The 17,457-nt window shown below is 53.5% G+C and carries 27 protein-coding genes, 1 tRNA gene and 1 pseudogene; 7 read left to right on the top strand and 22 right to left on the bottom strand.

The features are described from left to right. Positions 1–8: 8 nt before the first annotated feature. The 13 genes and pseudogenes from NH234_RS11215 to NH234_RS11155 form a co-directional block, all read right to left on the bottom strand. A pseudogene (locus NH234_RS11215) lies at positions 9–149 on the bottom strand (proteasome subunit beta); the annotation flags it as partial. 24 nt (positions 150–173) lie between these two features. Then, positions 174–587 carry a hypothetical protein gene (locus tag NH234_RS11210; RefSeq protein WP_367256504.1) on the bottom strand — a complete coding sequence of 138 codons (414 nt, stop codon included), beginning with the start codon at positions 585–587 and terminating at the stop codon, positions 174–176. Positions 588–942: 355 nt separating this feature from the next. Next, the gene (locus NH234_RS11205; RefSeq protein WP_367256503.1) at positions 943–1,401 is read right to left on the bottom strand and encodes a DUF2158 domain-containing protein; all 459 of its coding nucleotides are present in this window, start codon (positions 1,399–1,401) and stop codon (positions 943–945) included. Positions 1,402–1,571: 170 nt separating this feature from the next. Next, positions 1,572–1,961, bottom strand: a complete 390-nt coding sequence (locus NH234_RS11200) for an antiterminator Q family protein (protein ID WP_367256502.1) — start codon at positions 1,959–1,961, stop codon at positions 1,572–1,574. Then, a complete protein-coding gene (locus NH234_RS11195; protein ID WP_367257158.1) occupies positions 1,958–2,227 on the bottom strand; it encodes a hypothetical protein in 270 nt (89 codons plus the stop codon). The genes NH234_RS11200 and NH234_RS11195 overlap by 4 nt, the downstream gene beginning before the upstream one ends. A gap of 17 nt (positions 2,228–2,244) precedes the next feature. Further along, a complete protein-coding gene (locus tag NH234_RS11190; protein WP_367256501.1) occupies positions 2,245–3,612 on the bottom strand; it encodes a replicative DNA helicase in 1,368 nt (455 codons plus the stop codon). Next, positions 3,609–4,106 carry an ATP-binding protein gene (locus tag NH234_RS11185; protein WP_367256500.1) on the bottom strand — a complete coding sequence of 166 codons (498 nt, stop codon included), beginning with the start codon at positions 4,104–4,106 and terminating at the stop codon, positions 3,609–3,611. The genes NH234_RS11190 and NH234_RS11185 overlap by 4 nt, the downstream gene beginning before the upstream one ends. Before the next feature lie 289 nt (positions 4,107–4,395). Further along, positions 4,396–5,127, bottom strand: a complete 732-nt coding sequence (locus NH234_RS11180; RefSeq protein ID WP_367256499.1) for a helix-turn-helix domain-containing protein — start codon at positions 5,125–5,127, stop codon at positions 4,396–4,398. A gap of 3 nt (positions 5,128–5,130) precedes the next feature. Continuing rightward, positions 5,131–5,352 (bottom strand): hypothetical protein, encoded by a 222-nt coding sequence (locus NH234_RS11175; RefSeq protein ID WP_367256498.1) that lies wholly within the window; start codon positions 5,350–5,352, stop codon positions 5,131–5,133. After that, positions 5,349–5,612 (bottom strand): hypothetical protein, encoded by a 264-nt coding sequence (locus NH234_RS11170; RefSeq protein ID WP_367256497.1) that lies wholly within the window; start codon positions 5,610–5,612, stop codon positions 5,349–5,351. The genes NH234_RS11175 and NH234_RS11170 overlap by 4 nt, the downstream gene beginning before the upstream one ends. Next, positions 5,609–5,983 carry a hypothetical protein gene (locus tag NH234_RS11165; protein WP_367256496.1) on the bottom strand — a complete coding sequence of 125 codons (375 nt, stop codon included), beginning with the start codon at positions 5,981–5,983 and terminating at the stop codon, positions 5,609–5,611. The genes NH234_RS11170 and NH234_RS11165 overlap by 4 nt, the downstream gene beginning before the upstream one ends. 224 nt (positions 5,984–6,207) lie before the next feature. Next, a complete protein-coding gene (locus NH234_RS11160; protein ID WP_367257156.1) occupies positions 6,208–6,609 on the bottom strand; it encodes a phage regulatory CII family protein in 402 nt (133 codons plus the stop codon). A 74-nt stretch (positions 6,610–6,683) separates the two neighbouring features. Continuing rightward, on the bottom strand, positions 6,684–6,929 hold the full coding sequence (locus NH234_RS11155; RefSeq protein WP_367256495.1) for a transcriptional regulator: 246 nt from the start codon (positions 6,927–6,929) through the stop codon (positions 6,684–6,686). Positions 6,930–7,027: 98 nt separating this feature from the next. On the opposite strand from NH234_RS11155, the gene NH234_RS11150 reads away from it, so the two are divergent. Further along, the gene (locus NH234_RS11150) at positions 7,028–7,453 is read left to right on the top strand and encodes a hypothetical protein (RefSeq protein WP_367256494.1); all 426 of its coding nucleotides are present in this window, start codon (positions 7,028–7,030) and stop codon (positions 7,451–7,453) included. 68 nt (positions 7,454–7,521) lie between these two features. Here NH234_RS11150 and NH234_RS11145 read toward each other — a convergent pair whose 3' ends face one another. The 3 genes from NH234_RS11145 to NH234_RS11135 form a co-directional block, all read right to left on the bottom strand. Then, entirely contained in the window at positions 7,522–8,241 is a 720-nt protein-coding gene (locus tag NH234_RS11145; protein WP_367257154.1) for a Rha family transcriptional regulator, read from the bottom strand. 80 nt (positions 8,242–8,321) lie between these two features. Next, positions 8,322–8,717: a DUF3077 domain-containing protein gene (locus NH234_RS11140; protein WP_367256493.1), complete on the bottom strand. Its 396-nt coding sequence runs from the start codon at positions 8,715–8,717 to the stop codon at positions 8,322–8,324. Then, complete coding sequence (locus NH234_RS11135) at positions 8,698–8,799, bottom strand: hypothetical protein (RefSeq protein ID WP_367257152.1); 102 nt, start codon at positions 8,797–8,799, stop codon at positions 8,698–8,700. Before NH234_RS11135 ends, NH234_RS11140 begins: the two co-directional genes overlap by 20 nt. 206 nt (positions 8,800–9,005) lie before the next feature. Between NH234_RS11135 and NH234_RS11130 the strand changes: the two genes are divergently transcribed. Further along, positions 9,006–9,461 carry a helix-turn-helix transcriptional regulator gene (locus NH234_RS11130; protein ID WP_367256492.1) on the top strand — a complete coding sequence of 152 codons (456 nt, stop codon included), beginning with the start codon at positions 9,006–9,008 and terminating at the stop codon, positions 9,459–9,461. Positions 9,462–9,639: 178 nt separating this feature from the next. On the opposite strand, the gene NH234_RS11125 is transcribed toward NH234_RS11130, so the two are convergent. Next, the gene (locus NH234_RS11125; RefSeq protein ID WP_367256491.1) at positions 9,640–10,539 is read right to left on the bottom strand and encodes a DUF6387 family protein; all 900 of its coding nucleotides are present in this window, start codon (positions 10,537–10,539) and stop codon (positions 9,640–9,642) included. Positions 10,540–10,836: 297 nt separating this feature from the next. On the opposite strand from NH234_RS11125, the gene NH234_RS11120 reads away from it, so the two are divergent. The 3 genes from NH234_RS11120 to NH234_RS11110 all read left to right on the top strand — a co-directional run bounded on the left by NH234_RS11120 (position 10,837) and on the right by NH234_RS11110 (position 13,873). Beyond that, a complete protein-coding gene (locus NH234_RS11120; protein ID WP_367256490.1) occupies positions 10,837–11,853 on the top strand; it encodes a hypothetical protein in 1,017 nt (338 codons plus the stop codon). Positions 11,854–12,315: 462 nt separating this feature from the next. Beyond that, positions 12,316–13,554 (top strand): hypothetical protein, encoded by a 1,239-nt coding sequence (locus NH234_RS11115; RefSeq protein WP_367256489.1) that lies wholly within the window; start codon positions 12,316–12,318, stop codon positions 13,552–13,554. A gap of 97 nt (positions 13,555–13,651) precedes the next feature. Beyond that, positions 13,652–13,873 (top strand): hypothetical protein, encoded by a 222-nt coding sequence (locus tag NH234_RS11110; RefSeq protein WP_367256488.1) that lies wholly within the window; start codon positions 13,652–13,654, stop codon positions 13,871–13,873. Between the two features lie 149 nt (positions 13,874–14,022). Here NH234_RS11110 and NH234_RS11105 read toward each other — a convergent pair whose 3' ends face one another. Together NH234_RS11105 and NH234_RS11100 are read right to left on the bottom strand one after the other, a co-directional pair. Continuing rightward, positions 14,023–14,181, bottom strand: coding sequence for a hypothetical protein (locus tag NH234_RS11105; RefSeq protein ID WP_367256487.1), 159 nt, complete (start codon positions 14,179–14,181; stop codon positions 14,023–14,025). Positions 14,182–14,191: 10 nt separating this feature from the next. Beyond that, a complete protein-coding gene (locus NH234_RS11100; protein WP_367256486.1) occupies positions 14,192–14,743 on the bottom strand; it encodes a hypothetical protein in 552 nt (183 codons plus the stop codon). 491 nt (positions 14,744–15,234) lie between these two features. Here NH234_RS11100 and NH234_RS11095 point away from each other — a divergent pair, with 491 nt between their 5' ends. Then, on the top strand, positions 15,235–15,447 hold the full coding sequence (locus tag NH234_RS11095) for a hypothetical protein (protein WP_367256485.1): 213 nt from the start codon (positions 15,235–15,237) through the stop codon (positions 15,445–15,447). After that, on the top strand, positions 15,447–16,559 hold the full coding sequence (locus tag NH234_RS11090) for a tyrosine-type recombinase/integrase (protein WP_367257150.1): 1,113 nt from the start codon (positions 15,447–15,449) through the stop codon (positions 16,557–16,559). Before NH234_RS11095 ends, NH234_RS11090 begins: the two co-directional genes overlap by 1 nt. A gap of 89 nt (positions 16,560–16,648) precedes the next feature. Here the strand turns inward: NH234_RS11090 and NH234_RS11085 are convergent. The 3 genes from NH234_RS11085 to ihfA all read right to left on the bottom strand — a co-directional run bounded on the left by NH234_RS11085 (position 16,649) and on the right by ihfA (position 17,454). Beyond that, positions 16,649–16,725: transfer RNA gene (locus NH234_RS11085), tRNA-Pro, on the bottom strand. Positions 16,726–16,814: 89 nt separating this feature from the next. Then, on the bottom strand, positions 16,815–17,171 hold the full coding sequence (locus NH234_RS11080) for a MerR family transcriptional regulator (RefSeq protein WP_003179985.1): 357 nt from the start codon (positions 17,169–17,171) through the stop codon (positions 16,815–16,817). Then, complete coding sequence (gene ihfA, locus NH234_RS11075) at positions 17,152–17,454, bottom strand: integration host factor subunit alpha (protein WP_002553164.1); 303 nt, start codon at positions 17,452–17,454, stop codon at positions 17,152–17,154. Before ihfA ends, NH234_RS11080 begins: the two co-directional genes overlap by 20 nt. Positions 17,455–17,457 lie beyond the last annotated feature (3 nt).

Raw genomic sequence — 17,457 nt, 5'->3', positions numbered from 1 at the left:
TCCTTCTGTTACTCGGCGGAGATGGTGAAAGTGCGGATCAGACCACCAGTCCCCGTATCGCGCTTGGCTGCCATCTCGACGGCTTGATAGGCTGAGGCGCCCATATCCATTGCTGTGTATGCGTGATCGACACCACTGCCTATGGCATAGGGCCGATCATGGCGAACTCCGAGTTACTGCGGATTGATCGATCCGGTGACAGTCTTCTTCAACTCCGTGAGATCCGTGGCGAGCTGCGCCAGATCCTTATCCTTGCGATTCTCGGCCCACTTGAACCACGCCCGGACCAGTACCCATGCAGGAAGGCCGCAGACGAAGATCACACCACCAATGGCGATCAGCCCTATGTCATCGTTCGCCCATGCGCCAAGATCGAACCAGCGCACTACGAAGGCGCCACCGCAGATGCTTGAGACGGTGGTGCTGATCATCGCCACAACGAACTCACGCACCGTCTTGGGCAATGTCATGGCCATAACCACAATGGCGGCCAGAACAGCTACGAAACCGAAGGCACCGAGCTTGTAGAGCGCGATCCCACCAAATGCGGTCAACGGTCCTGGCTCTGACATGGCTTGCGATCTCATAAGCGCCTCGTTGGTCTCGGCGGTTGGGGAATAAAAAGGCGCCAGTGTGAGGCGCCGAAGTCCGCTGGGGAGGCGGCTGATGGAATCTGGTTAGTGGACGGTGTCCGTGTTCTTGATGCTCTGAGCAAGCAGGTCAGTAGCAGCCTTGGCGAAGGTCTCAGCCAGCTTGGTCATGCCACTTTCCTTGCACTGAGAGGCAGTCGCTGCCAGACACTGGGCAATCTCGATGAGCTTGGCATCGACAGTGACAGTAATGGCCTACCTCGGAATCTCAGGCATAAAAAAGCCCCGCACAGTGGCGAGGCTTGAAGAAAGAAAACTACAAGATTATGAGTTCATCAACGCGCTGACGCTTTCATGCCGGCTTGAGTACCGCAAGCTGGAAGCGCTTGCGCTCGCTCTTAGTGCGATTCTCCCATTTGCAGCCAGCAAGATCCTCACGAATAGATCCACCCACTTTGACAATTCCGCGAGCAGAGCTAGCCATGGCAAGCGCTCCAACTTCCATCGGGCCGCAGGTTTCAACAAGCATCTTGGGGCCACCAGAAGCGAGCTGGACAACATCACCCTCTCTAATATCGTGATGCTCCGCCGACCTAATGAGGATAAGTTCATTGACAGAGAAGCGTTTTGTTTCAACCTTTTTCCCTGCGAACCATGCACAAATCACCAAATCATCGCGCATCGTGCCCCGCATAACTTTGGTGCCGATCGCAGCTCCACCTACTTCAATGGGGCCTGCATCCCACACCGTCATATCGTGATCACCGATCTTAGAACGCACAACATCGCCAACGTTGAAGTTGATACCCATGAAAAGCTCCCTGCTAGATTAGAAACTTAAACATGGGTTCAGATTTGGAAAATTCAAGAACGCCAGGTAACAAAAAGCCCGACGCAATAGCCGGGCTTTTGTGGTGTCGCGCTTGAAAACCCGAGCACTGTGCCATGAAATCAGTTAGTTATCCGCGTGGAAAGGCTTTTTTACGCTGCCTCACGGATTGTCTCCAAGGCCGAGTCAATCCACGCAACTCCGGCCTTGATGATCTCCCTCGCCTTCGCTTCGCCCATGTCGTTTCCCCTTGCGATGCGTAAGGCCGTCCATTTGGCGCCGAAGTAAAGCCAGATAAAGTCTCCCATCTGCTGATCCCGTTTCGTCAATCGCGCGACGGCCCTATCAAGCACCAAGGCCAAGTCATCGGTCACCGAGTACTCCTTTATTCCACCGTGGCACTGCGTGTTATCTCGAATCAAAGCATGGAGCGGGGAAACGTAATGCGGCACTCCCATTCCATCCATGCGCCAAAAGCCCCACTGTTCCAGCATCCACTCGGTATCACCTAGCGGTTTGCCAACGTACGTGCGTTTCTTCATGCGGCTTTCCTCGGATCCAGATCGCTTAGGCCGAACAAGTCACGAAGCAGCCTGTCTGCGGGCTTGCTCTTGGCGTTACCCTCAATCAACCACCGTTGACCGAAGTCGTGGAAGCCAAGCTCTCCCCGACTACCGTGCCAGCTGGCGACCATGTCGAGCAGATACATCATCGCGATCGGACCGCCAATCTTGGCCTTGGCCAACTCTTCGCCGGCGACCTTCAAAAACTGCCGCTCTAATTCACTCATGCTCTTGCGCGAAAGCATCGCAGCAACTTGACCACTCATTGACGACCCCCTCTGTACTTGCTAGCGAATGGGCGATTCATCTCGACCTCTTCGTCCGAAGGTTCTCTACTCCCGGCGAAGTTGACGAATCGAGCGTACTGCCCCTGTTGCTGGACAAGGCAGGATCCAACCGGAGCGTGCCTACACTTGGGCATGATCAGTTCGGTGACGCCGTTCTGGCCCTCCTCCGAGTCGTTATCCCGGTGAACGAGGATGATGCAGTGGGCGTCCGCCTCGATCTGGCCTGAGTCACGCAGGTCGGAAGCGATTGGTTTTTTGCCCGGGCGCTTCGTCGAGTCGCGGTTGAGTTGCGCCAGCAGGATCACCGGCACCTCCAGCTCCTTGGCGACGTTCACGATCCCGGTCGAGATCTTGCCCAGCTCCGAAGTGCGGTTGAACGTTTTGCCGTCTGAGCCAATCAGGCCGATGTAATCGATCACCACCACGTCAAGGCCGTGAGCGCGCTGTACTTGGCGGGCAATACTGCGGATGCGCGCCACCGTCAGCCCGGACTTGTCGCAAACGAACAGCGGCTTATCCTGGATCTTGCACACAGCCGAAGTCAGGCGTGGCCAGTCGTCATCCTGCAGCTGTCCGTCGTCGAGTTTTCGCAGGTCGATACCACCGATGGACGCCAGCGCACGATTGCCAAGTTCCTCCTCCGGCATTTCCAACGAGAACACCATGCCGACACCCGCGCCGCTGCACGCGATGTGCTGGGCGATCTGAAGTCCAAGAGTGGTTTTACCGCTCCCTGGCAGGCCGGCCATGATGGTGACAGTCTTCTTCCTCAAGCCCCGGGTGAGTTTGTCCAGATCCACCAGCCCCGTCGACATGGCCGACTGCACGGTTCTATTGAACTTGGAATCGATGACATCAACGTTGCGCGCCACCACCTCATCCATGCGCTTATAGTCCGGTTCACCAGTGTGAAGATCGCGCAGATCCGCCATTGCCTGCTGAGCATTAGCGATGATCTCGGCGACCGGCCGATTCTCAGTGGCTAGGTCGCGCACAGCGTCGGCGGCGTCAACCAAGCGACGAAGAACGGCCCGCTCGGTAACGACCTTGGCATAGGCCTTCCAGTTGGCTGTGCTCGGCGTGTTGCGGGCCAGCTCGGCGGCATAAGCCATGGTTCGGGCTCCGCTTGGCAAATACTCGGCGAAGTCATGCAGCGTTACAGGGTCAACAGGACAACCAACTGAGTGACAGCCGATCATCGTTTGGAACAGTGCAGCATTTTCTGGATCATGGAAGTCCGAGACCTGCACTTGGGCTGTGATGGCATCGAATAAGTCGGAGTCCAACAACATGGCGCCCAACAGAGCGTGCTCCGCCTCATCGCTAAACAGTTCTCGCGTCATACAGCACCTCGCGCGGATGCCCAGTTGAAACCAATGGCCTTCCCGCCAGCCTGACGCAGGCGATCGAGCGCTCGGTCTCCGATGTAACGAGCCAGATCTGTAGCAGCAAGATTGGAGACCACAACAGTCGGAAGGACGAGCTGGTAGCGTCGATCGATCACTTCATGAAGAACACCGAGTTCGTACGCGCTGCCACTTTGAGCACCGACTTCGTCGATTACCAACAAGTCGAAGGCAGCCAACTCGTCGAGAACTTCTCTGTCCGAATATTCGGCACTGCGATCCATCGCTCCCTTGAAGACGCGGATGATCTCAGCTGCAGTGACGATTACCGCTTGAGCTCCATGCTTACGGATAACTGCCTGGACGGTCGCGCAGGCAAGGTGCGTCTTGCCATTGCCAACGTTGCCGGTAAGGACCAGTGATCGGCCGGCGGCGTAGTTGTCGGAAAACTGATCGACGTAGTCCATGCAGGCATTCAGAGCCTTGGACATTCCCTCACCTCCACCTGTAGTCCTGTAAGTTTCGAACGTGCATCCGTTGAAGCGTGGAGTGATACCAGAGCCTAAGAGCAGCTTATTCATGTCCTCAGCCTGCTTCCTGCCTCGAGCGAGGATGTGAGCCTCGGACGTCTTTGGCGCAGTGTGCAAAGCCTCCCAGTGGCAATGCTTGCAGCCACGAGGCAATACCGAGCCATCGAACTGTTCGACTTCAGAACTGCTCACCGTTCCGTGTAACGCGCATTCGAGATCGAAAAAGCGAACGTGAGGTTGCCGGCAAAAATTAGAAGTTCGCGCCATTACTCACCTCCGGATACATCTCCTGCGTATGCGTGGGCAGGCTGTGATACGCCGAAGTTGAACTTGCACCTGCTGGTGTCAGTACGTCGTTCCACTTCTCTCCGTTGATCCAGCGTGAGCCGTGAGGGATGTACTGACCGTCATCCTTCAACCACGGTCGGGAAAGTCGATGCTGAGCAAGTGCGGTCAACATGGTTTGTTGCAGCTCTGCGCTTGGCTTCAGTTTCTCCCAAGCCTTGCGAGCGTCTTTCTTGCTTGCCTTGTTTGGGTACAGTTTCCAGAACTGTTCAAAGCCTTCCGTCGAGTCTGGAGAGACCATAGGTTTAGGTTCCTTGACTGGTTCAGAAGAGTGACTGGTTCTGGGGGCAGCTGCCGCCCCACCCCCTGGGTTTTCTGCCGCCCGAGGTGGGTTTTCTGCTGCCCCACCCCCTGGGGCAGCAGCTGCCCCACTGTCGAGTACAAGATGGAAGACGTTCGACTGATTTAGCTCGCCTTTGCGACGGAACTCACGGCGCAACAATCCGGCCTTTTCCAGCTCGCGGATATGAACTTTCACAGTCGATCGGCTGATCTCGCACTGATCTGCGACGTGCTGGTAAGAGGGCCAGCACTCGCCCTGGTCGCTGGCATTGTCGGCCAGCTTGACCAGCACCAGTTTGCGCAGCGGATTGCCCACCTTGAGTTTCATAGCCTTGACCATCAATTCCATGCTCATAGGTCAAAGCTCCAGCTCGTCAGTCACACGCTTGATGAACGCGTCGTAGGACTCGGCCATGACGAACCCCTGATCCTCTAAAGCTTGCCGATACGCCTTGGCACTGCCGTAAAGCACCCAGCGTTCGCGCTCAGGAAGATTTCGGAAGCTGGTATAGGTTGGCCATGGGCCTGCGATCTTGCAGGCATTCTGAGGAGGCACAGGTATTTCTGGCATGGGCTTCATTTCGACATCCCCCGACCGTCTGACTTTGCGAGTAGAGCCTTCAGCTCGTCACTACGCGACATCAGGTCACTACCAACAATACGCAGGCCGGCGGCGATACCACCCAGGGTGTAGCCATTCAGAATCCTCTCTACCGCATCGGGATCTTCACCGGCGAGGTCGAAGAAAAGACGGCCGATTGCGTCTATGAAATACCCTGCGGAATGGGCCGAGTTTGCTGCTTCGTCTATCCGTTCGAGAGGGAAATTGGCCTGGCTCATTCGTCGAACTCCACGCTGCAATACCCACCTGCCACACACACGCGCCGAGTGCCATAAAGCGCGAGGTTTACAGCTTCACAACCATCACGGTAACGATCCATATCAGGCCCATTACCAACGCTTTGACGATCGATCCAGTCTGGCAACAATCTGCGTGCCCGCATTTCATTGAGAAATGTCCACCACTGCACCGCATGCTTGCGCTGGGCATGAATCAGTTCCGCTACCGCGATACGCTGCTCTTCGCTCAAACCATGCAGAGCACTTCCTTCCTTCGCTTCATAGAGTCCAGGCTCTGAATCTCGTGCCTGAGGTCGTGGGAATGGATGCACATTCGAACTGACTTGTTCACTACGGATTGCGTGTGCCATGATTAGTACCTCATTGAGATGTTTTGTCCTGGTTGCACAGGACGATTGATAAGCCCGGTTCCCGCCGGGCTTGTTGCTTTCTGCCCCGGGTGAATCTGATCATCCACCCGTTTGAAATAATGCAAGTCCTGCTCTGATCACCTTCTCCCCCTGAATGGACTCATCATCTACGCCTGCCAACTGGGGAATGATTTCTTGGCCACTTAAGGTTTTCTCTGAACTGATCAAGCGGCCTTTACCGACTCCTCCAGCACCAGCAAGCACTGCCGCACATGGCCGATCTCTTTCTGGATCCCGGCCTTCTCGATCTGCGAAACATGACCATCGGCCAAGGCGTCATGTACAGCGCGAGAGACGTCACCCGACTCTGCTGCCAGATGCACTAAGGCCTGGATCAGGCTGACCCCTTGCGGCTTCACCCGGGGCACCAGTTCGTACCCCAAAGCGCTTGCCAATTGCTGCAGCGGCTCCGGGTTGTTGCTATGCACCAGGATCTGTAGGAACTGCTCTAGGTTCAGCCGGTGCGAGTCATCATTCGGATTGCTGCGATTCAGAAGCGCGGTGTGGCTCATGCCCATCAGATGAGCCAACTGCTTTGGCCCCGCATCCAGCACTGCCTCATGAATTGCGCGATGTACCTGTTTCTTGGCGGTTGTCGTGGCAGCACGTCTTGTCGATGAGCGAAACTTTGCTCATCGAATCAGGCGGCGGATTGCTCGGAGCTGGTAGAGGAATTACGCAGGTAGGCCCAATCAATATCGGGGCGCAGTTCTTCGCAGGTCACCGCCCTCCCCGACTCCCGATCAAGATTTATGGCTAGCCCTGGCCCCGCGAGGCGGTACCCGTAAGCGATCTGTTTAAGGTTGCCGACACTGGTACCGCTTCGCTCTGCAAGAGCTTCCAGTTGAGTCGGCTCCAAGGACCGGATAAGTTCGATTAGCGTCATGGTGACCTCCGAAAGAACCTCAGATTACACTTTGCTAATTTACATAGCAATAGCATTTTATAATTTACTGTTTGCTAACGCAGGATCACTATTCGCCTATGGATATGAAAACTCTTCGGGTCGAAGCGCTGCGGCGTGTAATCGGCCCACTCAGTCAGAAAGAATTCGCAGAGCAGCACGATCTGGACGCCTCCTATTTGTCCCAGATCCTCAATGGCCATCGCGGCCTAGGCGAAAAAGCGGCACTCAACCTCGAACAGAAAATCGGCCTAGCGCCAGGCGTTCTTGTTAACCCTGCCGGCTACGGTTCGAACGTTATCGAAGGCGAGTTCGGCCGCGTTGAGATCATCCGAGAACAATCCCCCGTGTATCAGGCGATGATCGGAAACGCCTCACCTAAATCGATTGCAATCCTCGATAAGCTGGCCCGCGCCGCGGCGAAGGGAAAACTCAAAGAGTCAGACTTGGTGCTGCTGGAAGGCATCGCGGTACTGCTTGAGAAAGCCAACTCCGAAAAATCCTGATCCAAGAAAGCAAAAGCCCGGCGCTAGGCCGGGCTCCCCTCACGCCTTCCTTAAGTCGGCGCCCCAGATCATTCCAAGTCCACCTCTGTAGCCTTGCGGTGGAAAAATTGGCCGTCCCAATTTTTCTTCATAGGCAACTCGCCGGCCAAATACAGATCGTATAGACGCACTGCGCCCTTCTTGAGCAGAACAGGCGTGAAGCAAATGAACGGTTCCTTTCCGTGCGGAGTGACTTCATGTTGGTGCTCAGTCATGTACTTGTCACGAGCGTATGACGCCACACGGAAGCGCAGGCCGGATTTGCTCTCGTTGTAGAGCCAGCTGCGTCCTTCGAGGAACTTGCCCACCTGCATGACGTTGACCCCATTGAGACCCTTGCAGAACTGGGTGTGGGTCATGCCTTCCCTGAACAGGTTCTCCAAGGAGTGGATCTTCGAGGCCTGAGCCTCAACCTGGATAGTCAACTGCAGGCGCTGTTGCTCTGCCTCGAAGGCGATCTGTATCAGATCCATGCGTGACAGTTCGCGCGGCTGTGCGATCTGCCCTTCCAGCTCCTGCCACCGATCCACCAGCGCAGCGGTGAACTCCGGGCTGAGCTGAGCGACAATGACGAAACTGTCACGCTTGTTTACGAGATACACCTCAACCGGGCGTGCGCCAGAACCTTCGTGGGAGGTTTCCACCGACGGTGAAAAGCTCACAACGCCTTTTTCTTGCAAACGCTCGATGGTGCGCTTCACGCTGTCATGGCGTGACTCGACTAGATCGGCAATCTCGCGAGACGACATAGTGGCAGGCGACACGCATCGTTTAGGCTGAAAAGATGACGCAATCCCTACCGGCTGCTCAATTTGGCTCAAGGAGTTGTTCATGCGAGTTTCTCCAGGCCCTCACCCACAGAATCAATCACCGCCTTGGCCGATTCGACGGCCAAGTGGAGCAACCATGCTTGAGTCGGGGAGATAGTGGTCTGCTGCATACCTGCCTCACACAGCGACTCCCGCACGCTGTAGAGAATGCAGGACGCCTGGCTAAGCGCATCTACGGCAGGAATTCCTGGGCGCACCGCAAACAACTCCTGCCTCTCGACATTACAGCTAACGAATGAGCTTTCAATGGTGAGCGGCTCCTTGAGAGCGCCAGCATTGAGTTTTTCCTGTGATGCCGTATTCTGTTTCATGTGAATGTCCTCAGAAATATTCACTGCTTCATAGGCCTCAAGCGTTGGCGCGCTTGGGGCTTTTTCATGCCTGCTGTTTTTCATGCTCCATCTCCTGCTCCATCATTTTCCTTAGCCGGAAAACCACCTCCCCGTTCGTTGACCTCCCGTTCTCCTCTGACTTCATACTCAACCACGCTCTCAATGGCACCGGTAAACGAATCACCAGCGGGCTCTTCTCTTGCTTCATATCCAACCTCCATCGCCACAAAATAGATCACTTGTGATCATTTCATACCTCAAGCGATCACTTGTCAATAGTGATCATTGGAGATCATTTGTTCTCTGGTATAGTGATATGAAACCGAGTAATTGAAAGCCTCCGGGGACTAAATGACCGATACCAGATCTTTTGCTGAGCGCCTGCTATGGGCGCGCTCCGAAGCGGGTCTTACTCAAAAGGATCTTTCTGAGCTAAGTGGCATCAGTCAGCCTCAGATCGTCCGATATGAGGCTGGCCGCTCCAAACCACGCTTAGGTGGCGCCCTTAAACTGGCCCGCGTTCTGAAAATGGACGCCTACGATCTGATGCCAGAACTGAAGAAAACCACTAAGGAAATCGAGGTTCAGCTCACCGCAGAAGAAGCCGAGGAGTTCGATATGGAGGCAGCAAAGCTTGGAATTTCTACTGAAGAGCTGATGCGCAAATTGACGTTCATCGGGCTCCGGATGAAACTTAAAGATCCAGAAACACGCCGCATGATGGAAGAAGAGTTTCCAGGAATGGTTGATCGGTTCGATGCGCTGCCAGCCCCAGATGAAAATGGAGATATTGAAATCTCTGAGTAATACCAAGCCCGGCATATCGGGCTTTTTTGTGCCTGGGTGACCATTCCTACCATCGTGCGCCTCTCGGATTTACTGTGTTTACGATGGTTTCCGATTATTCACACAAAATAAGCAAATGGAAGGCGCTCAAAAGGACCATCTTTTTTCCGGAAAAAATTGAGACATAAGGTCTTCCGAATTAACCAACCCCTACGGCTCCACCCTCAAGAGCGGCTACTGCCAGTAGCGTATCCAGAATGGTCCTGTCTGAATGCTCTCCACGACCTACGATTTCTACTGCAAGAGGGGCCGTCGTCTTCCTAATGGTCTCCTCGCCACCCTCTCCTGTTGGAAAAATGGCATTCGCCATTACTCTGTTCGGAATGCTCTTACCTGAAAGCTCGGCCCAGGAAATTAAATCAATGTATGGAAGTACTCCTAGGCGACGCCATGCCGATAAATCTGGCTTTCTGTATTGTTTACCGGAAGAAAGGTAAAAATCCGATTTGGCCTTAACAAGCCATGTCTTAAAAGCCTCTAACAAAACAGTATCTGGCATAGTCAAATCAACATTAGCCATAGTGTGCAACGATGATTTTTCTTGAGACATATACAATGGCAAATCAACAAACCCCATTACTTGACGAGCAAGATTTAAGTCCACACTACCCAAACTAAGATCATCACGACTTACATTCCTCCACCAGTTATCCGCTTTCTCTTTAGCTACAACCTTAATCCTATCCCCCTGCTGCAGATACTGTCTATAGGTAAGGGAATGCACTGGTCTCGAATAGTCTGACCTAACACGACTCATGGCCCCATCGAAGCCGCATACAGACGATAAAACATTAGACTCACCAAATGAAATATTCGTTTTTGACCATATTTCAGATGCCACTTCAAAAGCTACGGTTTCATTTATCTGTCGCCCGTCCGCCCCTCTACGAAAACTCATCAATAAAAATAACTGCTCTCTTGCAAAGAGCTGCTCATACCAACCAGCACTATCAAGTTCAGCTGTAAACTCATACTTTTTTAAATCGAACCATCCGGGAAGATCCGAAACACTTCGCACAGCATTGCTAAGTCTTGCCACCAGGGATCCTCCAATGCGTACTAAATTAGCTCCAGTCTATCGCCAGTTAGCAATATGTAACACTGCGATTTTTGGCAGGAAGGTGGCGCAACTCGCGACACGGAAATTGTGCAGATTGGAGTGATCAGGAAAAGGTTTGAGGCTGCATACCAGTGGGTGCAAGAGCTGAGAAATCTGCTTTCCTGGGAATTTTCCTGTAGCACATAGAGGAAACCGCGCTATTGGTCTATACCTCGAAGGCGGCCTAGTAGCGGTAAAGTGCCATCATCTGGAGATCCGCCCCAAAGGAGCATGAGAATGGATGTAAAACGGTTGTCATATCGCGGATTAAGCCGGAGCTTTCGAAGAGGGGTGAAAGCATCATCAGTTACGTTTGGCAAAGCTGTGTCTGCCGCAATGATTGGTGGCGTGTTATTTTTTGTTAGTGGCTGCACCACGGTGGGGCGAAATCCCTCTCTGCCAGATACCTTAGCGTCCAGAGCCTCTAATTATGGTTACGTGCCTCTAGATGGATTGGCAATTGATCAAGATTTCGAAGCGGATAGCTGTGCAGAGTTTACTGCCCCAAAAGGACCTAAGTCTTTTGCGCCACTCTCTCAATCCCTTCCCGACATAACAGTAAGATTTGCGGTTGCCAGCTACGAACAATCTGGAGGTTTGTCCTTCGGACCTGCAAAATTTACAGCTAAGGGAAAGAGTTATCGCGCAGTTCTTGACTATGTGAATGTGGATGCCATTCCGGTCACCTTCCTAATTTCTGCAATCACATATGGATACACTAAGAAGCTCAGTGACGCGCGCGGTGCAGGGATGCCAATAAGTGGGTATAACGTCACAGTTGTTGATCCAAACAAGCCTACACCAGCTTCCGCCACCGTAAACGGGGATGTCGTAACCATTCCAGTTTACATTGGAGTCGGGCTTAGACTATCTGCTGACGTAACAGCGCTGGAATCAGGTATTCCATTGGTTAGCCTGAGTGCTATCGGTTTCGAAGCACAGTCAAACAGCCTCACAGGAACACTCACAGTTCAGGCGATAGGTCTTCCTGGAGAAACGGTAGCCTCCTCCCTGCCACTGCCAAGCAAGCTTGATCAAACAACAATTGAAAACGGAGTTCTTGCCATTGGGGCAAACAGACTCAACATATACCGGTATAAGGACACCGACATGGGAGCAATTCCCAGAGTTGTTGGTTTATATAGCCCGATTGGAACCGAACCGGCTTTAATCAACGCCATCTATTCAGAGCTATCAAAAAAGCGCCCAAAATGGTCTCGGCCTTGCAAAGCTTCAGCAGTGTCCAGCCGTTGACATGGTACAGAAAAGCAAAAAAACGGTTTACCGCATTAACGTTACCAGCATTCAATCCACACAGGGAACAGAATGAAATACTTGAACGTAGTTCTGATTCTGATCATAGGAATAGCTGTAGGCAGGTTCACAGCACCAGGCGATCCCAATGCGGAACCAACTTATGGAAAAACAGGGCTTCCAAAAAATTGTAGAGCTGTGATCCAAACCAACCTTGACGCATGGGCGGCCAAGCAATATTCCGCTGACGACATTTTTTTGTCTATTTCCAGAAACTGCGGACAAAACGGCTACTCATGGGGTCGTTAGGAATCGCGTGTTCGCAAGACCATCGAGTTTGTTTAATCGGTGGTCTCGATCAGCTGACTACGTTAGAGATCTAGTTGTACCTGTTGCTAATGGTGGTTTAGCTGCGCGGAGTGATACGGTCGCCCTCCTCACCCTACGTGAAAAGACAAGAGCATGGCCGCACTCGAAAAGCGCTATCCCCGCGATTCATTTACCAAAAAGCTCGAGAGAATCTGCCAGAGACTCGACGAGGCATCCGTCCGCACGATCGCCTACAAAAACTTCCTTAACAGACTGGTAACCTCCCAGGTTGAGATCACCTCTTTGTGGGTAGTGGGCTCCTATGCCCGCGGCGCACTGATGTGTGGCGACTTGGACCTAGTCCTCGAGTACAAGGTCGTTGATGGGACCCATCCCTCTCCTTCCTCTATGACCAAGACGTTCTTCGGCACGCCTCAATACGTTCGCTACTACTTTGGAACGCCGGAGAGCAGCACCGCTGGTGTCGTGTTCGAGAACGCCGTCCATATCTGGAACAGTCGTGGGTGTGATTGGAGAGCGCCGATCAATTCGATCACTCCGGACCCAGGCGCCGGCCGCGCTGAACGAGAGACGGACTCGATTCCTTTGAGACCTGAACAGCTCTACATGGAGCCTGAGCGACTTCAGCAGCTTGTGGCCCAGGAGAAAGACGGCATTATCGAATGGGATTTTGTAGAGATCACACGGGAAGCTCTTGAGCCGATCCCGAGCGACACAGTCCGCGAGCGAGACCGCAAGCTCATTCGAGTCGCGCCCATGATGGGGAAAAAATCCCAGACACTTGTGCCGGCGATCATCCGGTTAATGGCCAGGTACTCACCTATTGGAGATTGGGACGCGTCAGAGAGTCATCGAGGAAAATTGAGATGCGGCGCCACAGTCTTGCATCTCGGCAGGCCCGCCCTACCGCACTACCCATTTGACGATGAGCCAACCATCGAGCAATTTGCGCTGATCCCGCATATCAGTGCCAAGGGGCCCAACGGCGCTTGGATCATTCGGAGAGGCCCCAATCATCCCGACGCTCAATCACTCGGGCAAAAGAGCGCTTATTACCTTCTGAGCGAAGGAGAGCCTGACATCGTGAGATATCGCGACCATGATAAATCCTGGTCGATCGAGTTGCTGCAGCTCTTCAGTACACGGGAGGATGCGGAGGTCTTTTCGGCGATGGTAGCCGCGGATGATGAGTCGTGGCGCATCGAGATCGGAGAAGCGAAAGGGTTTGAGCTGATCTCACTATTTTCCGTTGCTGACGTCGTCGAGATCGGCGACCTCCAGTTCCCTGTCACAAACGCCGGGGGTGCCTACTTTGATCGGGACAAGGCGACGCTGGGTGAGCTCTTAGCCGCTTTGCCCTCCCTGTCATAGGCTGCGCGATTAGGTTTAGACGGGCGTCAATCACCGCAACTGAACCCTCCTGCTTCGGATGAGCTCTACCGATTCACACTCCATTAGGTGAATCGCCATGAGAGAAGAAGAGAGAAAACAAGCCCTAGCCGCCTGGCGCAGGTTGCTGGAGGAGCCAGAAATCCGAATGGGCGCCGAGGAGCAGTATGACGAGCTGCTCAAAATGGCTGACACGATGGAGCAAGATGAACTGATCACTCCTGAAGAGTGGCGCCATCTGGTGCGAAAGGCAGGGGTGAATTTTGCCCAGGCGACTGAGGGGCTCGAGAGCGGAACGTAGGGCAGAAACAAGCCCGCCATTCGGGGGAGAATTCGGCAGGCTTAGGCTTCCAACCCGCGCGGGAGGGCACCCGCGTTAAAGATAGACCAATGAGCAGAGATTGCCAGAACGAAGAAGCCCGGCGCTGGGCCGGGCTTATCAGAGTTGAATCAGGCTAGGACAGTAGGTTCGGGCAAGCCCTTTTGTCGGAACTCAGCCTTCATCTGCTGCTCTTGTTGATTGAAAACACGAAATCGCTCAACCATCTCCTCGCGGGTGCGGGTCTTGATCTTGCTGCGATCGATGTCTTTCAAGCTTTTTGTCAGCATTTCCTTCTCCTTACGCAGGAAACACACAATCTTGGTTTGCGTAGTACGCAAGCCTCATGTGATGCAATTCGTGCGTGTAATCAGATCCTTGGTGATTGAGCGGTTCCCCATTTGCTTCTTGATATCCAAATTCACTTAACATTAGATCGAACAAACCGTCAAATTGTTCTGTGTAATGCAAAAGATACCTGTAATAGGGATCCTCAGAATGTAGACCGTCAAGGAAGACAATGTGCTCAGAAATACAAACCCTAGGCCGGTGATAAATGATAAGCGCCTGCTCTCCCTTGGTTCTGACGCTCACATGCTCCATTGGCTTGAAGTAGAACCAGCAGTAAATGAAAGCAGCAGCACTGATCACGTACCTGTCAATTTCAATCAATACGCTTGCTTTTGTGGCAATGATGCTATCCAACAGGTCTATAGCAGCATCAACCTGTCCGCCACGATTGTGCGGCATCAGAATGACGATTTCATCACCGTCCACCGCCTCGTCCAGGTCTTTGACGATCAACTCAACTGTCTGAGCAGTTATCTCATCTTCCAACAAGTGGGTTGCCATGTGCATGCCCTGAAAAGCTGAAAAAAGCCATCAAGACAAGTCATATGGCCATCCTTGAACCGGCGCAAGATTGTATAGATTTAAAATGCGTTTTGCCAGTCGTGAAAAACAAGACCGACGACCGGAGCTTAGGCAGCACCTCGTAAGACGCTAGGCAGCGTTAGAGTGGCCCGCCAAAAAGCTTTGAATGAAGCTGCCAGCGATAGCGCAAAAAAGCCTTGGACTGAATTAGTGGTGGAGGCTTTGAACTCGATACTCAAACTCACGAGCAAATTATCATTTGCTAATGTTTTTATCTTTTGCTAATTTATTGATCATTCGCAGTCTTCATCAAGGATGATTACCCCTGTTTAAGCCCGTGAAAAGATGTTCTCCAGCAAAAGATCTCAACGTTACAAAAATAGGCCTTTCCCCTCCGCTGCGCTCAGTCGGCAACCGTCTAATCCATCATGCTGTCAGCCGATCCGTCGCGGACGCTTCCGAGGTAATCAATGAACCGAGAGTTGATCAAGATCAGCGAGTTTCAACGTCGACGCTGGGGCGCAAACGGCACGCCACCCTGCTCCCAAGCAATCCGCAACTACATCCGGAACGGTCAGTTGCCCGGTGAGCAGATTGGAAAACTTTGGTACGTCGACTGGACCGCGTTCAGCAAGTCGGAAGGCAACGACCTAGTCGCGATGGTGTTGAAAGGAGCTGCATGATGGTTCCACGGCCGCGCAACAAGGCGAACAAGAGCCTCCCGCAGAACCTGTACTTCGATTCGCGGCGTTCGAGCTATCGCTACCGGCGGCCAACCGACGGAAAGTGGTTTCAGTTCGGAACCGATCGAATAAAAGCGATCGACGCAGCGAAGCAACTGAACCTGGAGTTCATGCGCGGCGCCGATCTGGTCGGGGCCGTGATGGGCAGCGCCACCGAGCCCTTCACCGGATTCCTCGACGCTTACGAGCGCGATGTTCTTCCGCCTCGCGAGCTGGCCAAGGGCACGCTTGAACTCTATGCGGTCCACTTCCGCCGTTTCCGGAAGCAGTTCGAAGGCAAAGCAGTCGACCAGATCACGATCCGCATGATCGCAGAGATGCTGGACGCTCTAACCCCTCGTACAGCCAACCAATGCCGGGCCCTGCTGATCGACATCTTCAACCACGCAGCGTCGAAGGGTTTGTGCCCTGACAACCCAGCGGCCAGCACCATCAACCGGATTGAGAAGAAACAGCGCAAGCGGCACACAATCGAGGGCCTGAAAGCCATCCGAGAGAAGTCACCGTTCTGGCTGCAGAATGCTATCGACTTGGCACTGATCACGGCGCAGCGGCGCACCGACATTCTCAATATGCGGTTTGATGGTGTTCGGGAAGGCTTTCTGTATGTGGTGCAGCAGAAGACAGCCAAGGCCAGTGACGCGGCATGGATCCGGTTCAAAGTGACCGAAGAGCTCCAGGCCGTGATTAGCCGATGCCGGGATGACATTGTTTCGCCTTACTTGGTACACCGCCGGCCTGATCGCAAAAAGCAGAAACAAGCGCTGACCAAAGAGCACTGGACGAAGGTCGAGGAACGGTATTTGACCGGGGCTTTTAAAAAGGCTCGGGATGCGGCTGGCTGTTACAAGGGATGGAAAGAAGAGGAGATGCCGGGCTTCCATGAGGTACGGGCGTTGTCGCTGCACCTGTATCAGAAAGCCGGAAAGGATGGGCAGAAAATCGCCGGCCATGCCAGTGAGAGCATGACCAAAAACTACCAGAGGGACCACGCAGAAATTGTCTGGTCGGACGCAGTTCCCGACCTGAATATCAGCGAAATCACCGGGTAGTTTTGCGCAAGTTTTGCGCGGGTTTTGCGCAGGCACAAAAAAGCCGATCTAGTTGATCGGCTTAAGTGTCTGATTTTACTCAGGAATTATGGTCGGGACGGAGTGATTCGAACACTCGACCCCTAGCACCCCATGCTAGTGCGCTACCGGACTGCGCTACGCCCCGACTAGGCGTGAAACTCGTTCTTCACCTCGAAGAACGCTCAAGAATATATCGCAAGCTTTTGAAAACTGGAAGTATTTAAAAGCAGGAAATTATTTCTTGAGCACCACCAACACATCTTCGAGCTCGGCGATCATCTGGCGGATCATTTGCTTGTATTGGGTGGTGTCGTCTTTGGCTTCATCGCCGGACAGACGCAGGCGCGCGCCGCCGATGGTGAACCCCTGATCGTAAAGGAGCGCGCGGATCTGCCGGATCATCAGCACGTCCTGGCGCTGATAATACCGGCGGTTTCCGCGGCGTTTGACGGGGTTGAGCTGAGGAAACTCCTGCTCCCAGTAGCGCAGCACGTGCGGTTTTACCGCACACAGCTCGCTGACTTCACCAATGGTGAAGTAGCGTTTGCCCGGGATGACGGGTAGTTCGTCGTTATGACTTGGTTCCAGCATAAGCCTCAACTCGGGCCTTCAACTTCTGCCCTGGACGAAAGGTGACCACACGGCGAGCCGTGATCGGGATTTCTTCCCCCGTTTTCGGGTTGCGGCCAGGCCGCTGGCGTTTGTCCCGAAGGTCGAAATTGCCGAAACCCGACAATTTGACTTGCTCGTTGTCTTCAAGAGCGTGCCTGATTTCCTCGAAAAACAATTCAACCAATTCCTTGGCTTCCCGCTTGTTCAGGCCCAGCTCTTCATACAGACGTTCCGCCATCTCAGCTTTCGTCAAAGCCCCCATACG

Source organism: Pseudomonas sp. stari2, from assembly GCF_040760005.1.
In the GTDB taxonomy this organism is placed as follows: Bacteria; Pseudomonadota; Gammaproteobacteria; order Pseudomonadales; family Pseudomonadaceae; genus Aquipseudomonas.
Note: the sequence above shows the minus strand (reverse complement) of the source record. Positions and strands in the feature narration are given on the sequence as shown.

Coding starts and splice junctions, on each gene's coding strand:
- NH234_RS11150 (WP_367256494.1), top strand. CDS start 7,028: ATGGATATGAAAACTCTTCGGGTCGAAGCGCTGCGGCGTGTAATCGGC.
- NH234_RS11080 (WP_003179985.1), bottom strand. CDS start 17,171: ATGCTGGAACCAAGTCATAACGACGAACTACCCGTCATCCCGGGCAAA.
- NH234_RS11195 (WP_367257158.1), bottom strand. CDS start 2,227: ATGCTTTCGCGCAAGAGCATGAGTGAATTAGAGCGGCAGTTTTTGAAG.
- ihfA (WP_002553164.1), bottom strand. CDS start 17,454: ATGGGGGCTTTGACGAAAGCTGAGATGGCGGAACGTCTGTATGAAGAG.
- NH234_RS11140 (WP_367256493.1), bottom strand. CDS start 8,717: ATGAAAAACAGCAGGCATGAAAAAGCCCCAAGCGCGCCAACGCTTGAG.
- NH234_RS11170 (WP_367256497.1), bottom strand. CDS start 5,612: ATGAGCCAGGCCAATTTCCCTCTCGAACGGATAGACGAAGCAGCAAAC.
- NH234_RS11180 (WP_367256499.1), bottom strand. CDS start 5,127: ATGAGCATGGAATTGATGGTCAAGGCTATGAAACTCAAGGTGGGCAAT.
- NH234_RS11120 (WP_367256490.1), top strand. CDS start 10,837: ATGGATGTAAAACGGTTGTCATATCGCGGATTAAGCCGGAGCTTTCGA.
- NH234_RS11115 (WP_367256489.1), top strand. CDS start 12,316: ATGGCCGCACTCGAAAAGCGCTATCCCCGCGATTCATTTACCAAAAAG.
- NH234_RS11155 (WP_367256495.1), bottom strand. CDS start 6,929: ATGACGCTAATCGAACTTATCCGGTCCTTGGAGCCGACTCAACTGGAA.
- NH234_RS11130 (WP_367256492.1), top strand. CDS start 9,006: ATGACCGATACCAGATCTTTTGCTGAGCGCCTGCTATGGGCGCGCTCC.
- NH234_RS11190 (WP_367256501.1), bottom strand. CDS start 3,612: ATGACGCGAGAACTGTTTAGCGATGAGGCGGAGCACGCTCTGTTGGGC.
- NH234_RS11105 (WP_367256487.1), bottom strand. CDS start 14,181: ATGCTGACAAAAAGCTTGAAAGACATCGATCGCAGCAAGATCAAGACC.
- NH234_RS11205 (WP_367256503.1), bottom strand. CDS start 1,401: ATGGGTATCAACTTCAACGTTGGCGATGTTGTGCGTTCTAAGATCGGT.
- NH234_RS11100 (WP_367256486.1), bottom strand. CDS start 14,743: ATGGCAACCCACTTGTTGGAAGATGAGATAACTGCTCAGACAGTTGAG.
- NH234_RS11165 (WP_367256496.1), bottom strand. CDS start 5,983: ATGGCACACGCAATCCGTAGTGAACAAGTCAGTTCGAATGTGCATCCA.
- NH234_RS11095 (WP_367256485.1), top strand. CDS start 15,235: ATGAACCGAGAGTTGATCAAGATCAGCGAGTTTCAACGTCGACGCTGG.
- NH234_RS11200 (WP_367256502.1), bottom strand. CDS start 1,961: ATGAAGAAACGCACGTACGTTGGCAAACCGCTAGGTGATACCGAGTGG.
- NH234_RS11135 (WP_367257152.1), bottom strand. CDS start 8,799: ATGAAGTCAGAGGAGAACGGGAGGTCAACGAACGGGGAGGTGGTTTTC.
- NH234_RS11185 (WP_367256500.1), bottom strand. CDS start 4,106: ATGTCCAAGGCTCTGAATGCCTGCATGGACTACGTCGATCAGTTTTCC.
- NH234_RS11110 (WP_367256488.1), top strand. CDS start 13,652: ATGAGAGAAGAAGAGAGAAAACAAGCCCTAGCCGCCTGGCGCAGGTTG.
- NH234_RS11145 (WP_367257154.1), bottom strand. CDS start 8,241: ATGTCGTCTCGCGAGATTGCCGATCTAGTCGAGTCACGCCATGACAGC.
- NH234_RS11090 (WP_367257150.1), top strand. CDS start 15,447: ATGGTTCCACGGCCGCGCAACAAGGCGAACAAGAGCCTCCCGCAGAAC.
- NH234_RS11175 (WP_367256498.1), bottom strand. CDS start 5,352: ATGAAGCCCATGCCAGAAATACCTGTGCCTCCTCAGAATGCCTGCAAG.
- NH234_RS11210 (WP_367256504.1), bottom strand. CDS start 587: ATGAGATCGCAAGCCATGTCAGAGCCAGGACCGTTGACCGCATTTGGT.